The 16,259-nt window shown below is 47.4% G+C and carries 13 protein-coding genes and 1 rRNA gene; 9 read left to right on the top strand and 5 right to left on the bottom strand.

From position 1 onward, the window contains the following. The first annotated feature begins 398 nt into the window (after positions 1-398). The 5 genes from rrf (at position 399) to B9A32_RS17020 (ending at position 6,914) form a co-directional block, all read left to right on the top strand. Positions 399-515: ribosomal RNA gene (gene rrf, locus B9A32_RS17035) — 5S ribosomal RNA — on the top strand. Between the two features lie 132 nt (positions 516-647). Beyond that, complete coding sequence (locus tag B9A32_RS21900) at positions 648-788, top strand: hypothetical protein (protein ID WP_212637986.1); 141 nt, start codon at positions 648-650, stop codon at positions 786-788. A 78-nt stretch (positions 789-866) separates the two neighbouring features. Then, a complete protein-coding gene (locus B9A32_RS17030; RefSeq protein ID WP_084071170.1) occupies positions 867-1,652 on the top strand; it encodes an alpha/beta hydrolase in 786 nt (261 codons plus the stop codon). A gap of 394 nt (positions 1,653-2,046) precedes the next feature. After that, positions 2,047-5,562 (top strand): hydrogenase iron-sulfur subunit, encoded by a 3,516-nt coding sequence (locus B9A32_RS17025; protein ID WP_332308533.1) that lies wholly within the window; start codon positions 2,047-2,049, stop codon positions 5,560-5,562. Further along, on the top strand, positions 5,559-6,914 hold the full coding sequence (locus tag B9A32_RS17020; RefSeq protein ID WP_084071168.1) for a (Fe-S)-binding protein: 1,356 nt from the start codon (positions 5,559-5,561) through the stop codon (positions 6,912-6,914). Before B9A32_RS17025 ends, B9A32_RS17020 begins: the two co-directional genes overlap by 4 nt. A gap of 28 nt (positions 6,915-6,942) precedes the next feature. On the opposite strand, the gene B9A32_RS17015 is transcribed toward B9A32_RS17020, so the two are convergent. After that, entirely contained in the window at positions 6,943-7,974 is a 1,032-nt protein-coding gene (locus tag B9A32_RS17015) for a lipid A deacylase LpxR family protein (RefSeq protein WP_212637985.1), read from the bottom strand. Positions 7,975-8,334: 360 nt separating this feature from the next. Between B9A32_RS17015 and asd the strand changes: the two genes are divergently transcribed. Beyond that, complete coding sequence (asd, locus tag B9A32_RS17010) at positions 8,335-9,441, top strand: aspartate-semialdehyde dehydrogenase (RefSeq protein WP_084071172.1); 1,107 nt, start codon at positions 8,335-8,337, stop codon at positions 9,439-9,441. A gap of 353 nt (positions 9,442-9,794) precedes the next feature. On the opposite strand, the gene B9A32_RS17005 is transcribed toward asd, so the two are convergent. From B9A32_RS17005 to arfB, 4 genes are all read right to left on the bottom strand, one after another. After that, positions 9,795-10,211 (bottom strand): hypothetical protein, encoded by a 417-nt coding sequence (locus tag B9A32_RS17005; protein ID WP_084071166.1) that lies wholly within the window; start codon positions 10,209-10,211, stop codon positions 9,795-9,797. Between the two features lie 22 nt (positions 10,212-10,233). Beyond that, a complete protein-coding gene (locus tag B9A32_RS17000; protein ID WP_084071165.1) occupies positions 10,234-10,512 on the bottom strand; it encodes a hypothetical protein in 279 nt (92 codons plus the stop codon). A gap of 206 nt (positions 10,513-10,718) precedes the next feature. Next, entirely contained in the window at positions 10,719-11,129 is a 411-nt protein-coding gene (locus B9A32_RS16995; RefSeq protein WP_084071164.1) for a pyridoxamine 5'-phosphate oxidase family protein, read from the bottom strand. Between the two features lie 259 nt (positions 11,130-11,388). Then, positions 11,389-11,808 carry an alternative ribosome rescue aminoacyl-tRNA hydrolase ArfB gene (gene arfB / locus B9A32_RS16990; protein WP_084071171.1) on the bottom strand — a complete coding sequence of 140 codons (420 nt, stop codon included), beginning with the start codon at positions 11,806-11,808 and terminating at the stop codon, positions 11,389-11,391. 209 nt (positions 11,809-12,017) lie between these two features. On the opposite strand from arfB, the gene tilS reads away from it, so the two are divergent. From tilS to folP, 3 genes are all read left to right on the top strand, one after another. Then, positions 12,018-13,151 carry a tRNA lysidine(34) synthetase TilS gene (gene tilS / locus B9A32_RS16985; RefSeq protein ID WP_084071163.1) on the top strand — a complete coding sequence of 378 codons (1,134 nt, stop codon included), beginning with the start codon at positions 12,018-12,020 and terminating at the stop codon, positions 13,149-13,151. Positions 13,152-13,374: 223 nt separating this feature from the next. Beyond that, a complete protein-coding gene (gene ftsH / locus B9A32_RS16980) occupies positions 13,375-15,366 on the top strand; it encodes an ATP-dependent zinc metalloprotease FtsH (RefSeq protein ID WP_084071162.1) in 1,992 nt (663 codons plus the stop codon). Next, complete coding sequence (gene folP, locus B9A32_RS16975; protein ID WP_084071161.1) at positions 15,363-16,229, top strand: dihydropteroate synthase; 867 nt, start codon at positions 15,363-15,365, stop codon at positions 16,227-16,229. Before ftsH ends, folP begins: the two co-directional genes overlap by 4 nt. Positions 16,230-16,259: the final 30 nt, after the last annotated feature.

Genomic DNA, 16,259 nt, shown 5'->3' with positions numbered 1-16,259 from the left:
TGTGTAAGCACAGTAATGTGTTCAGCTAACCGATACTAATAGGTCGTGAGGCTTAGCCACTTCTTAAACCATAAAGAAGTTTAAACGTTTTAATGTGAATATATTTTGTAAGAAATTCTTGCTGAACTTTCATGATTTGTTGTGCTCAGATCAAGCTGAAAATAAGGTCTGACCGTGGCGGTTATGATATGGTTGTCAAAGATATTGAGAGAAAATTTTGAGAATGAAGATGACAGCCCATAATTTACTGTGACAATAAAAATATACGGACTTGAATGACGGTTATGAATTGCTGATCATATAAACGTGTGTACTGCACACGCCCGGGAAATAACCCGCAGTGATTTATAAATGAGTAGAACCTTACTCCCGGTCATGCATGATCCGATCCAGTTTAATCCGGTGGCGATGGCAAGGTGGCCACACCCGTTCCCATCCCGAACACGGAAGTTAAGCACCTTAGCGCCGATGGTACTGCACGGGCAGCTGTGTGGGAGAGTAGGACGCCGCCGGATTATCTTTTTAAATAGCCCTGATCATTATTTTATAATGGTCAGGGCTTTTTTGTTTGGGGAAAAGGATATTTTAATACAAGCACACTTCATATTTCCACTATTCGTTGTGTCCGACAGGACATGCCCGTTTATATGAAACACTCCACAAATCTGTGGAGTATTTCTACCTTTGTTGTGAGCAGGACCGGATCAAAACAAGGTCTGCCCATGGCAATTATATACCAAGTCTACCTTATAAAGGGTCAGGAGATTGACGGCATTTTTCATTCATAATTTATTGGGGTTCATCAATGGTGTTTAATTTGCTATTATGACGGTTCAGCCTTTTCCCTCATAAAATAGGAGAATACCATGTCTGAAAAAATAAATCCTGATTATAGTGTGCTGGATCATCCCATGGTGCTGGCCCATATTTTTCATCCCAGACAGGAAGAGCACTTCAGAAAAATAACGGATAAAGATCTGTTGATACCTGTGGCGGACAACATTCACATTGGTGCCTGCTTTCATATGTGCAACAAAGAATTTCCCACTATTTTATTTTTTCACGGAAATGGGGAAATCGTTTCCGATTACGATGAGCTGGGAAAGCTCTATAATGGTATGGGCATTAATTTTGTGGTGGTGGATTACAGGGGGTATGGTCGCTCCACCGGTTCCCCCACGGTTGCCTCAATGATGGCAGATTGTCATGAAATTTTTGATTTTGTCCAGGGATACCTGGGAGAAAACGAGTTTACAGGCCCGTTGACCATCATGGGCAGGTCCCTTGGCAGCGCTTCTGCCCTGGAACTTGCATCACAACCCACCCCCGGTTTTGAAAATCTCATCATTGAAAGCGGTTTTGCCCATGCCGGGAAATTGTTAGAGGTGCTGGGTATTGATCCCGGGATAATTGATTTTCATGAAAACCGGGGATTTGGAAATCTTGAAAAAATAAGAGGATGGATGGGTTCCACCCTGATTATCCATGCCCAGTTTGATCATATCATTCCTTTTTCCGATGGGCAGGATCTCTTTGATGCCTGTCCTGCTTCAGATAAATACCTTTTGGAAATTCCCGGTGCCAATCACAATGATATTTTCATGCGGGGGCTTAATGCATACATGGAGGCGATAAAAAAACTGCTGACATGAATTCTTTAGTTTTTTTGTATTTTGATTGGAAGTGTATTTTATTTAAGGATAAAACGGGGCAAAACTCATGTTGACCTTTAAGGTGGGAACCCTTGCAAAACAACTGGGTGTCCATCGAAATACCATCACAAACTGGATTAAAAAAGGTTCTTTTCCGGCCAAAGCAACCACTGCCAAACGCTATACTGTGGCAAAAAAGGAATTTATCCGTTTTTGTGAAGCTAAAAAGATTCCCCATGATGTGATCATGAACATTGTGGAGGGGGATCTAAGAGATAAGTCATTGAGCAATTCCGGGTCATCATTCAAATTAAAACAGATGGCCGGGGATTTAAAACAGGAATCGGTTGCCGGAAAGATTTTTACAAAAGGATTTTCTTCCTTGCCCCGGGCCATGGGGGCGGTGATGGTGGTGGGGGGTGGGATTGCCGGTATCCATGCTGCCCTGGATCTTGCCAATGGCGGATATTATGTCTATCTCATTGAAAAAACATCCGGCATTGGCGGCACCATGGGGCAGCTGGATAAGGTTTTTCCAACCAATGACTGCGCCTCCTGCATGCTTTTGCCGGAACAGGTGAAATGTGCAGCGCATCAAAATATTGAACTCATTACCTTGGCCCGGGTGCAAAGTGTACAGGGACAGGCCGGCAACTTCACCATTACCATAAAAAAAGAACCCCGTTATATTGACACAGAGAAATGCATTGCCTGTGGTGTGTGCGCTGAAAGATGCCCTGTTCATGTGAATGACCCATTTAATTGTCATATCAGCAAACGCAAAGCCGTTTACATTAAATATGAGCAGTCCGTTCCCCGGCAATATGTTATTGATGCCTCTGCCTGCCTCTATTTCACCCATGGAAAGTGCCGGGCATGTGAGACGTTTTGCCCCACCGGTGCCGTTGATTTCCATCAAAAAGAAGAGACCGTGACATTGCATTTGGGGGCTGTGATACTGGCCCCCGGGTTTAAACCCTTTGAACCATCCTCCCATGGGGTGTATGGATACGGAAAAATTAAAGATGTGGTGACCAGCTTTGAATATGAAAGGCTTCTGGGGATTAACGGGCCTTGTCAAGGTAACCTGGTGCGTCCGTCGGATCACACAAGACCCCGGAAAATTGCCTGGCTGCAATGTGTGGGGTCCAGAAATCGAAATAATTGCGGTAATTCCTATTGTTCCAGTATTTGCTGCATGGTGGCGGTTAAACAGGCCTTGGGCTCCCAGGAAATTTTTGGGACGCACAGGGTGGACCGCACCATATTTTTTCTTGATTTGCGGAGCCATGGAAAGGATTCTGAGCGTTTTTTTGAAAGGTCAAAGAATGATAATGTGCGCTTTGTCAGAGCATTTCCCCACTCTGTGGAGCCTGGGGCAGACGGTACCGGTGTGGTCATGCGCTACATTGATGAAAAGGGGGAAATCCACCATGAAGATTTTGATATGGTCGTGCTTTCCACAGGCTTTGAATCCCCCGGGGATATAGAGCATCTGTCCCGACTCTTTGGCATTGAACTGGATGAGCATCGTTTTGCTGTCACCCCTTTTTTTAGTTCATTGGAAACTGCTTCAAAGGGGGTTTATGCCATTGGTGCCTTTCAATCCCCCAAATCCATTGCCAGATGTGTCACCCAGGCATCTGCGGCTGCTGCTTCCGTGGCAGCATTGCTCATGAAGGCCCGGGAATCCCTCACCACCGGTGCGATTTATCCCAAAGAGCGGGATATTGTGACAAAGGTGCCCAGGGTGGGGGTTTTTATCTGTGCCTGTGGCAATAATATTGCCGGGGTGGTGGATGTGGAATCTGTGGCTGCCTATGCTGCCCGTCTTCCCCATGTGGTGTGGGTTGAAAATTCTTCTTTTGCCTGTTCCGTGGATGCCCAGATGGGTATTAAGGAAAAAATTGAAAAAGTTAAACTCAATCGCATTGTCATTGCCTCTTGTTCTCCCAGGACCCATGAAGTTTTATTCCAGACCACATTGAAGCGCTCGGGATTAAATGCTTTTATGCTTGAGATGGCAAATATTCGTAACCAGAATGCCTGGGTTCATAAAAACCAGAAACGTGCCGCCACATCCAAGGCCAAAGATCAGGTCCAGATGGCCGTGGCCCGGGTGAGTCATCATTATCCTCTTTCCCCGGAACGCAAACAGGTAACCCCAAAGGTTTTGGTGGTGGGGGCTGGCATGGTGGGAATGATATGCGCATGGACCCTTGCCCACCTTGGTATTCACGTTATTCTTATTGAACATTGGGATTATCTGGGGGGCAATGCCTTGAGCCTTTCAACCTGTGATAAGAATCAACCGTCTGTTTTATCCATGCTGGACGAGGTGATTAAAGGGGTTTCAGATCATCCCAATGTCACGATATGTCGAAATACAAATCTGGTGGCGGTGTCCGGTTCCGTGGGGAAATTTTGTGGTGTGATTTGTGTGGACGGGAAAAATGTGAAAATTAATTTTGGTGCGGCTGTGATGGCTGTGGGTGCAAAGGAAGCGGTTCCCCGGGAATATTTTTATGGCACAGAGCCAAGGGTGATGACGCAGCTGGAGTTTGGGCACAGGGTGCTTGCACATGTGCCCACTGTGTGCCGGGCCCGGCATATTGTTTTTATTCAATGTGTGGGATCACGGGAGCCCGATCGTCCTTATTGCAGCCGGGTGTGCTGTATTCATTCGGTGAAAACCGCCATTCATTTAAAAAAGATAAATGCAGATATCAAGGTGTCTGTGCTTTACCGGGACATGAGGACCTATGGGCAGTGGGAATCGATCTACACAGAGGCAAGAGCCCTTGGGGTGATGTTCATTCGATATGACGTGGATGAAAAACCCAGGATAAGCAGGGGCAGGAAAAAACTTACGGTTTTTCTGTGTGATCCGGTTCTTCATCGTCCGGTGAAAATCAGGGCAGATTATGTGGTCCTGGCATCGGGGGTGGAGGCCCATGGGAGTAAAAATCCGGCAGATCTTTTTAAGGTGGATGTAAACCCCGACGGTTTCTTAAACGGTGCCCATCCCAAGCTGCGGCCGGTGGATCTTTCTGTTGCAGGACTCTTTCTGGCCGGTTTGTGTAACTATCCAAAGCCCATGGATGAATCCATTGAAGAGGCAAAGGCCGCAGCTTACCGGGCTTTTTTGTTGCTTTCCCGGGGGGAAATCGTGTCTGGGGCTGTGAAGGCGTTTGTGACCACACATTGTGACGGGTGCGGGCTTTGTGTGGATGTCTGTCCTTTTAATGCCATCTCTTTTGGGCCCTTTGCCCCGTTGAGAAGTGATGCTTCCCAGGGGCCGGATGAATACGCCATGGAGCGATGCATCTTCATTGATGCGGCCTTGTGCAGGGGGTGTGGCATCTGCGCAGCCACCTGTCCCACCCGGGGTGTCATGGTGCATGGCTTTACACGTAAACAGATCCAGGCCCAGATTAAATCGGTGTCCTATAATTTAACAGATGCAGATAAACCTGTACTTTTCTGTGAAGAAAAACAGCAAATTTTATTTGAACCGGTGATCATTGGATTTTTGTGTAACTGGTGTGCCTATGCCGGTGCAGATCTGGCCGGTGTGACAAGACTTCAGTATCCTGTGGGGTTTCGTTCCATCCGGGTGATGTGCAGTGGTATGGTTCACCCGGATTATATCATGGAAGCCTTTGACCGGGGGGCTGACGGTGTCATGGTGATGGGGTGTCATTCCGGTGAATGTCATTATCTCACAGGAAATGAAACAGCCATGGCAAGGGCAGACACCTTGTCCCTGGTATTGCCGGATCATGGCATTGATCCCCGGCGATTTCAATCCTGCTGGATATCTTCTGCCCAGGCGGCTCTTTTTGCCAATACGGTCAGTGAGTTTGCATTAAAGTTAAAAAAACTGGGACCCCGGGAGAGACATGGATGAAAGATTCTGTCCAGAACCCTGGCAAGGGTGATGAAAATTTAAAAAGTATAGACAGGGATGAAGCGTTCCCACTGGACTTGGATGTGCGGGATGACGTACCCCTGCTCAGGGATTATTTCAGGGAGACAGCACCGGATTCGGGCCAACCTGATATTTGCCTCCAGTGTGGGGCCTGTGCCTCAGGATGTCCGGCCAGCGGTGTTTTTGACATGGACCCCAGAAAGCTGGTCAGAATGGTGGCCATGGGACTGGATAATGAATTGTTGGACAATCCATGGGTGTGGGTTTGCACCCTTTGTAATCGCTGTGTTCTGGCTTGTCCCATGAATATTCATATTTCCAGGCTGGTGTTTTTGGTTAGAATCCATTGGGATGCTGCTGCTAAACCTGTTTCTTTAATGGAACTTTGTCAAGACTGCCTTGGGACAGATACCGGCTCTTCCCTGGGTGTGGATCGGGTTGACTGGCGATTTATCATTGAAGACACTGCTGATGATGCACGTAATAACCAGGAAGGGTTTGAATCCCTGGCAGTTCCGGTGGATAAAAAAGGGGCTGATTTCTTTTTAATCCAGAGTTCCCATATCCCGTTAACAGAACCCGAAGAGATGCCGCCCCTATGGAAAATATTACATCTTTCCAGGGTCCATTGGACCTACGGATCATCGGCATGGGCCGCAGATAATGCCTGTATGTATATCGGGGATATTAACGCCTGGGAAAAAATGGTTCGACTGAGGGCCCGGGCAGTGGAAGAACTTGGATGTAAAGTCCTTTTAAACACCGAATGCGGCCATGACAACTGGGCCATGATGCGGGGGCTTGAACGCTTTAAGATTAATCACAACTTTAAAGTTAAAAGCATCATCGAGTATTATGCTAAGTGGATTCGCCAGGGACGTCTGCGGGTAACATCGGATTGGAACCGAAATCTGAAAGTCAGGTTTACGGTCCAGGACCCATGCCAGCTTACCCGGGACAGAACAGACATTGCAAAGTCCCTGAGGGTTGTGGTGAAACAGGCTGTTGGAGAGGAAAATTTTGTTGATATGTCTCCAGGAGGGGCGCAAAACTATTGTTGTGGCGGCGGTGGTGGTGCCCTTGATTCCGGTTTTATTGAAGGACGGAGAGATTATGGAAAAATCAAATTAGATCAAATTCTTAAAACAGAAGCTTCCTATTGCATCACTCCCTGTAACAGTTGTTTTCGTCAGATAAATGATCTGGGGCGTCATCATGGGGCAGGTTTTTACACCGTTCATCTTTGGACCGTCCTGTGCCTGTCCCTGGGGATACTGGGGCCCGGAGAACGAAAATACCTTGGCCCGGATCTGGCTTCTGTGGGGCTTTGATAATTTTTTGTGCATTGGTGTCATTTTTTTAAAAAAACCATGAAATACTGATGGCACCAAAGGAATGGCTGTCAGGCTGCTCTTGAAATCTGCGGGTTCGCAACACATGGGTGAGGGTGATCATGAATTGATTGTAGTTCAATGCCAATCCAATGGCACCCTCTGCCACCCAGGGTTCTTTTTCCACGCTGTGGCTTTTTCTGAACGTATTGCCGTCCAGAAAAATATCCCTTGCCACCCAGCGACCGTCCACAGCTCCGAGAAGATAAACCCCCGGGCGCTGACTTTGATTCATCCGGGTACTTCCCCCGGGCCGGATAAGGGATACCCCAAAGGTTCTGGGAATATTCCAGCCCAGCCTCAGCTCCATTCCGCCGTTAACATAGGTGGATACATTGCCAAGGGTAAAGCCGGAATGGAAAATAGTATCCCAGCCAAATCCTTTTTCCACGGGATGATAGAGCCATTTTCTTTCCCATGCCATGACCACGCCGGGCTCGTTGGAGAGCTGATTATCCCAGCCGTTGGGCCTGTCAAGGTCCCGTATTTTATGAATGAACTTCTGGCTTTGTTCTGCCAGGGAGGCAGGCCCTATAATGCCCAGTTGAATCTCCAGCGTGTCCATGACCGATTTCCGGGCGGAAATCAGACTCTTGTTGTGATAGGCTGTGGCAAAATAGGTCCACCCGGCATAGGGTCTGTCGGTTTCAATGAGTTCATAGATACTGATATCCGATGGTGTGTACATATTTTGCCCCAGGGCAAATTCCACCTTGTGGGATGTCTGGGGTGGGGTGTTTTTAATAAAGGGAATTTTGTGGATGTACCCCAGCATTTTTTTGGGCATTTTCCCCATTTTTTTTGCTTTGGGAGATAGATCTGGAGAGATCAAAACGTATTTTACCCCATTGGTGTAATTGCTGTCTGTCCCTGTGAAAAGATCATTTTCAAAATAGAGACTGTGGGCCCATGGATTACCGGTTTCACTCCAGGCATTCCGGGGAAGGGTACACAATAATAACAACGATAATATTGTGGCATAAAAAAGGGGAATGATCATATGTCGGGGGGCAAAAGGAGAGTGATTTTTTGTGGGGCCATATGGTGTCACAGGCATCCTCAATTTTGTATGTTTGATTTTTCACGATGGGGCGCCACGATGGGCGCAATGTCCGCCATGATTCATATCGCCATGCCTCTCTTTATTGCACATGTTTTTAGTGGAATGTCAATTTAACTTTTTTTCATGCCGAGGGTGGCGGCCAAATACCATTTGGCTCTGCGTCTACGACCCTATATTTGTTGTGTCCCACAGGGCATGTCCGTTATTTGAAAATTGCCATGGGGTATTAATGTGTGGTAAACCTATGCAGGATCATCGCTTTCAATGAATTTAAAAAATAGAAATGAGGAACATAAAATGAAAAAAGTCGGCTTTGTCGGATGGCGGGGGATGGTGGGATCTGTCCTTATGGAACGGATGATTGCAGAAAATGATTTCAAGGGGGTGACACCTCTTTTTTTCACCACCTCCCAGGAGGGAGAAAAAGGGCCGGATGTAGGGGTGGAGACGCCACCCCTTGTGGATGCCCATAACATAGATGCCCTGATGGCCATGGATATTATTGTATCATGCCAGGGCGGTTCCTACACCGAAGCTGTTCGCCCTGAACTGGAAGCCAGGCAATGGGACGGTTACTGGATTGATGCTGCCTCCACCTTGAGAATGGATGATAAGAGTATCATCATTTTGGATCCGGTGAACCGTAAGGTCATTGACCAGGCCTTGAACAACGGTGTTAAGAATTACATTGGCGGTAACTGTACGGTTTCTCTCATGCTCATGGCATTGGGAGGCTTGTTTGAAAATGATCTGGTGGAGTGGGTCACCTCCATGACTTACCAGGCAGCCTCGGGTGCCGGAGCCAAGAATATGAAGGAACTGGTGTCACAGATGAAAAACATTGGTGATACGGCATCAGATATCCTCAACAACCCCACGGCATCAGCCCTGGACCTTGATCGAAACGTTACCGATACCCTTAGATCCGGCACTTTCCCCACCGATAACTGGGGCGTTCCCCTGGGGGCCAGCCTGATTCCCTGGATTGACCGGGCCATGGATAACGGTCAGACCCGTGAAGAGTGGAAGGGCGGTGTGGAAACCAATAAAATTCTGGGGCGATCAGAAAATCCGGTTCCCATTGACGGTCAGTGTGTCAGAATCGGTGCCATGCGCTGTCACAGCCAGGCTTTTACCATCAAGCTGAAAAAAGATGTGCCCCTGGATGATATTAATGCCATGCTGGCCAAAAATAATGACTGGGTCAAAGTGGTTCCCAACATCAAAGAGCAGACCATTACTGATTTAACGCCTGCTGCTGTCACCGGAACGCTCACCGTTCCTGTGGGACGTATTCGAAAGATGATTCTTGGAGATGATTATCTCACGGCTTTTTCTGTGGGGGATCAACTGTTATGGGGTGCTGCTGAACCCCTGCGTCGGATGTTAAAAATTATTTTGTAATTGTTTGATTAACGTCCGTATGGTTATCTTGGAATTCTCAGGACGCTGTTCCATATAGAACAGGTATGTCCTGTGGGACACAACAGATATAGGGTCGTAGACGCGGAGTCAAATGGTATTATACCGCCGCCCCCCCGACGGGCAATGGGCCCGGACAGGAACTGTAGACAGCTCAATTGTCCGGTTCCTATTACCCGTCGGGGGGGCGGCTTTGCTGAGGTTGCCCGGAAGTTTTATTTTCTAACTCAACTTTCGGGCTTCATTTCAAAGCCGGCATTTTTAAATGTACCGATGGGCTCAGGCTTTTGTTGTTGATGTTATCGACCAAGGCCTTTGTCAACGAAAAAAGCCTCCTATTTTTCGTCAAACCCGTCAAAATAAGGGGAGAGAATGGTTTTTTCATTGGGGAGAATGGGACGCCAGGAAGGCTTGAAAAGGCCTTTTCCTGCCATATCTGCCACCCGGTCCATATTGGCCACCATGATTTCCTTTCGGGGAATTTTCAAAAATTCCACCCACATGGTTTTTTCCATTTGAAGGTCATACTTAATGGAAACAAGGCGGGCAAAGTTCTGGACATAGTTCTGTATGGATGTTCCCTTTCCCATGTTCTGACATAATACAGCATGGTCTTTAAGGAAATGGATGTCAGGGGTTTCTGAATTCAGTTTAATGATGCGGATGTGATATTCTCCCGGCCACCAGCATACAGGGGTTTCTCCCCCGCGCTGCTTGCCGTCCCATTTATAAACACCGTCATAGATAATCATGGCGTCCCCCTTTGAAAACCTGTTAAAAATAGGTCAACAACCCCTGAGCTAAAGACTCAGGGGTTTTTCTTGCCTGTTTTTTATAAATCCACTGCAATTGTATGAAAATAGTTTCAATTGTTCCAAATTTTCCATCAATAATTCGGCATCTTTCATAGAATTTCAAAAGTAGTTTACACTTTTCGATCAAATTTTCCCGGGAAATGGGTATATCTTTTTGAAAAACGTAAACTGGAAAATGAAGCATGCCAATAGTTCGGATATTAACAGAAAATATGAGAAAATTGCTTCTCGTTTCCATGGGATTGAGTTTCCATCCCTTAAATTCTCATGAGTCAGAAGTTCTCCTTTCTCATACCACATGGAATATGTTTAATCTCAAAGAATCACATTATGTGACGCCAAACAGAAGACCTTATGATTGATGAGTTAATTTTTAAACAGGTTTTGATAAAATTTGGGTTCAGAAAAATTTAAAATAATTTTCTGAACCCATGGGTTTTCTGGTTAGACCAGTTGCTTCCCGGCACCGGGTCCCGGTGATACCCCGTAAATTTCTTTGATTTTGAATATCACAGCGCCCTTGGACTGTAATGGATGACCGGCCTTGTTGCCCAATGCCTCAATCCATTTGGCAGTCTCTTCATATCTTTCTCCCTGGGTTTCAATGGTGATACTGCATTTCAACTGGTATCCTTCGCGGCCTTCCCAGAAGGTAACCGCTGCCTGGGGATTGCTTTTAAGGTTGGCAAGGGTTTTATTGAAATACTGATCTGAAATCAGAATGGTTTCATCATCAATGATTTTTTTTGCGCCCACAGGAACCGCGTTGGGGGTTCCATCCAGTGTGGCTGTTGTCAAAACCGCTGTGGGAACTTTGTTGAAGAGTTCTTTCATTCGTTCAGTCATTTTTGCCATGGGATGCTCCTTTTAACTAATTTAGGTGATGAGCAGTGCATCGTCAATGTTGAAAATAAAGATTGTGCATACCACAGACCATGGGTCCATGGCGTGTATGAACTTAAACATCTTAGGGCGTCAGCAGTTTTCAATTTACCGTTTATCTGAAATTTTATCCATAAAACATATCAATTGGGTATGGTTAAATGGTAAATCAATAAGATCTGAGTCCCTTAACGTTAAGCCATGACAATGCAGCTGCTATGGTTATGTAAAATCAGTGGGAAAAATTTATTTTTTTTCGTAATTTTTTTTTCTCACTGCGTCTGGCTTTGTTGTCCAGTCTGCGTTGTTTGGCCCCCCGGGTTGGACGTGTGGGTTTTCTTTTGGCAATGGGAACCAGCGCTTTTTGAATAAGGTCGGTCAAGCGGTTCAGGGCATTGCCGATGTTTTTTTCCCGGCTTCTAAACTGCTGGGCCTTTATCACGATGATCCCGTCCTTTGAGATGCGGCGGTCGTTGAGAGTCTGCAGTCTCTCTTTTACGCTGTTCGGAAGGGTTGAATTTAAAATATCAAACCTGAGATGGACCGCTGAAGAGACCTTGTTAACATTCTGCCCCCCGGCACCCTGGGCCCGGATGGCATTGAGTTCTATTTCATTGTCAAGGATAAAAATATCATCCGTAATATGTAACATAAAAAGGTCTCCGCTTGTTTGGTCAGGATCTTTGTCCCATAAATGATAAATATAGGACACAATTTCCATAGATCAAGTGAGCTTATGCTGAAAAGGTTTTGAAAATTTCAATTTGGCACCGGGTTTTAGTATTTAGGGCTTTCCAAAGGGACCCTTTTGAAAAAACCCGGTGGAAGTTATCAGGCTTTCCTGATATATAACCGCCACAGATGGGCGCTTGGCTTGGTCCGCCCGTGGCGGTTATACAAAGTCTTGATATTTTTTTTGTGTGCATGGAAGGATTGACCTTAAACACAATGGTGGCAAATTTTAAAAAAAAAGAGCCCTTTACTGCCCGGGTTTATAACACGGTGCAGGCCCATGCCATGCTTTCTCCAGGGGATGTGGTCCTGGCGGGGGTGTCCGGTGGGGCCGACTCTGTTGCCCTGCTTGGAATTTTAAAGGAGCTTGCTTTGTCTTTCTCTCTACAAATTGGCGTGGCCCATGTGAACCACTGCCTCCGGGGAGAAGAGTCTGACAGGGACGAGGCCTTTGTGCGGGATCTTGCCGCCTCCCATGGATTACCTTTGCATGTGCAGCAGACAGATGTGGCGGCCCGGGCCCGGAAAAATAAAAAATCCATTGAAGATGCAGCCAGGGATGTGAGATATGCCTTTTACCGGGAAATCGCCTCCCGGCATGGATATAACCGTGTTGCCCTTGGGCACAACAGTGACGACAATGCGGAACAGGTGCTGATGAATCTGTTACGGGGCAGTGGGCCCCGGGGCCTCATGGGGATTCCTCCCATGAGGGACAACCTCATTATCCGCCCCCTGATAAGGGTTTCCAGACAGGAGATTCTGGCTTTTCTGGACCGACACGGCCAGCCCTTTGTGCAGGACAGTTCCAATGAGGACACCCGCTATTTGAGAAACAGGATCAGGCATGGGCTGATGCCCTGCCTTTCAAAGGAATATAATCCTGACATAAAATCGGCTTTAAACCGATTAAGTGTGCTCATCACAGCGGAGGAGACCTGGATGGAAGGGGAGTCCCGGGCCATGCTTGCCCGGCATCTGGAGCGCCTTAACCCCAGGGAAGTTCGTTTTTCCAGGGATTTTTTTGCCACCCTTCCCAAGGCCCTGGCCCGGCGGGGAATAAGGGGGGCCATCCAGGAAATTAAAGGGGATTTAAGACGCATTACATTTGGCCACGTTGATGACATCATGGCATTGATGCCTGGAAACACCGGCGGTAAAAATCTGGATCTACCCCAGGGTATCCGGATTACCTTGACAAAAAAATGGCTTTACTTTACTCGATGCGACAGGCCATTGCGTCAGCTGGGACCTCTACATTGATCTGCAATAACATCACAATGGAAAATACGTATTTTCATGTTCCATGGGCCGCCCGCTCCCCGGGGGGTAGACTGGCCGGGGTCATAAAGTTTTTCTTGCCTAATGAAAATTGATGTTTATTATTGAATTTAAATGTTTTTTGTGTTTTTTCTATGATGTTTCAATTTTTTAAATTAACCCCCAGTGAAATGGGAACAATAACAGACTCAAAAAGGAACTACCATTGAATCAGTTTTATAAAAATTTGTCTCTGTGGCTTGTTATCGTACTGATGATGGTGATGCTGTATAATATTTTCAACCAGCAGCAGGTGGGCGACAACAGCCTGGGTTATTCGGACTTTCTGGCCATGGTTGAATCTGAACGGGTTCAGAGCGTTGTCATACAGGGTCAGGATCTCTATCTCACGGACACCAACGGCTCAAAATATAAAACCTTTTCACCGGGGGACGGGGATCTCATTCGCACCCTGAGAAAGAACGGGGTTTCCATTAAAGCCAAACCTCCCACGGAATCTTCATGGTTCATGTCCATTATTATCTCCTGGCTTCCCATGATTGTCCTCATTGGGGTATGGATTTTTTTCATGCGTCAGATGCAGGGGGGCGGCGGAGGGAAAGCCATGTCCTTTGGTAAAAGTAAGGCCCGCCTTGTGTCTGAAAAAGGGGGGAAAATCACCTTTAAGGATGTGGCTGGCATTGATGAAGCCAAAGAAGAGCTTTCCGAAGTGGTGGAATTTCTTAAAGAACCGGAAAAATTCACCCGCCTGGGAGGACGTATTCCCAAGGGCGTTTTGTTGGTGGGTTCTCCTGGTACGGGAAAGACTTTGTTATCCCGGGCCGTTGCCGGGGAAGCAGGTGTACCTTTTTTCACCATCAGCGGATCTGATTTTGTTGAGATGTTTGTGGGTGTGGGTGCCTCCCGGGTGCGGGATCTGTTTGCCCAGGGTAAGAAAAATGCCCCTTGCATTATTTTCATTGATGAAATTGATGCTGTGGGCCGCCAGCGGGGGGCCGGCATGGGCGGCGGACATGATGAACGGGAGCAGACTTTGAATCAGCTGCTGGTGGAGATGGACGGTTTTGAATCCAATGAGGGGGTTATCCTCATGGCTGCCACCAACCGGGCAGATGTGCTGGACCCGGCCCTGCTCAGACCCGGGCGCTTTGATCGCCAGGTGGTGGTGGATATGCCCGACATAAAAGGCCGCATCGGTATCCTTAAAGTTCATATGAAAAAGACGCCCCTGGGCGATGATGTGGATGTGGTCACCCTGGCCAAGGGAACCCCCGGTTTTTCCGGTGCAGACCTGGAAAACCTGGTGAACGAGGCAGCCTTGCTGGCAGCAAAGAAAAATCATGAAAAATTGACCATGATGGATTTTGAGGAGTCCAAAGATAAGGTTTACATGGGACTTGAGCGAAAATCCAAGGTAATCCGCAAAGATGAAAAACGCACCACAGCCTACCATGAAGGGGGGCACGCCCTGGTGGCACGCCTGCTTCCCAATACCGATGCCGTCAATAAAGTGACCATTATTCCCCGGGGACGGGCTGCCGGGGTGACCTGGTTTCTTCCCGAAGAGGGGGGCTTTAAATATAAAGATCAACTGGAAAATGAGCTTGCCGTGGCCTTTGGGGGACGGGTGGCTGAAGAGTTGATTTTTAAACGTATCAGTACCGGAGCCTCCAACGATATCAAGCAGGCCACATCCATGGCCAACCGCATGGTCCGTGTGTGGGGTATGAGTGAAGAATTGGGGCCCCTGGCCTATGATTCAGGAGATGAGCAGATTTTCATTGGCAGAGAGGTGGGGCATGCCAAGGAATACTCCGAAGATACGGCCCGGAAAATTGATGCTGAAGTGGCTGCCATTATTGATAGAAACTACAAAAAAGCCTGGAATGTACTGGAAGAAAATATTGATATCCTCCACAGCCTTGCAGATCTTCTGCTGGAACAGGAAACAGTCATGGGAGCGGAGCTTGATGAATTAATTAAATCCATGAAACCTGATTTTGATCCGCCAAAACCGGAGAATCTCTTTAAAGATGAGGAGCTTCAAGCAGAGGTTGAAAAAGAAGACAGCCCGTCCGAGGGCGATGATCAAGGCAGTGATAATAAAGATGACCAAGGTACAGACATCCGTGAAGATGAGTCCGATGATGTCCGGAAAGACCATGGTGAAAAGGATGGAGGCAGCAAAGAGTCATGAAATCTTTTACCATTGAGTGGGATGGCTATTGCCTTGATCTGAGCCCGGGCAATACCTGTATCATGGGCATTCTTAACACCACCCCGGATTCTTTTTCCGATGGGGGAAAATTTTTCAGCTTTGATGACGCCTTGGCCCAGGGCAGGGCATTGGTTGACGCCGGGGCCGGAATCCTTGACATCGGGGGGGAGTCCACCCGTCCTTTTTCAAAGGGGGTATCTGTCCAGGAAGAGATGGACCGTGTGGTTCCGGTGATTGAACGACTGTCCCGGGAAATTGATGTGCCCATATCCATTGATACCGTGAAAGCTGATGTGGCAAAGGAGGCCCTCAAAGCCGGGGCCGCCATTATTAATGATATCACGGCCCTGGAACGGGATCCCGGCATGGCCGTCCTTGCTGCTGCAGAAAAGGTGCCTGTCATGCTCATGCACATGAAGGGTACCCCGGAAACCATGCAGGTCGATCCCCAATATGATGATTTCATGGGTGAGATAACAGCCTACCTGGAACAACGGATTCAATTTGCCGTTGAATCCGGCATATCAAGGGAGCACCTCATTGTGGACCCCGGCATTGGATTTGGTAAAACCGTGGACCATAATCTCATGCTTATTAAACACCTTGATCAGATTCATTCATTGGGATGTCCGGTGTTAATGGGACCCTCAAGGAAATCTTTTATCAGGAACCTCCTGTCCCGGAAGCTCAATAAAACAGAAGTGGATATGAACCGTATGGAGCTGGGTAATCTGGGGGCCGTGGCAGCCTGTATACTCAATGGTGCTCAGATTGTCCGGGTTCACGATGTCAACCTTCTGCGTCCCCTGGCCTGCATCATTAACGCCATTCAAACCGTATGATCCCGTGGGAAATACACCGGAACGGTGTAT

Origin of the sequence: Desulfocicer vacuolatum DSM 3385, assembly GCF_900176365.1 — a bacterium.
In the GTDB taxonomy this organism is placed as follows: domain Bacteria; phylum Desulfobacterota; class Desulfobacteria; order Desulfobacterales; family Desulfobacteraceae; genus Desulfocicer; species Desulfocicer vacuolatum.
Note: the sequence above shows the minus strand (reverse complement) of the source record. Positions and strands in the feature narration are given on the sequence as shown.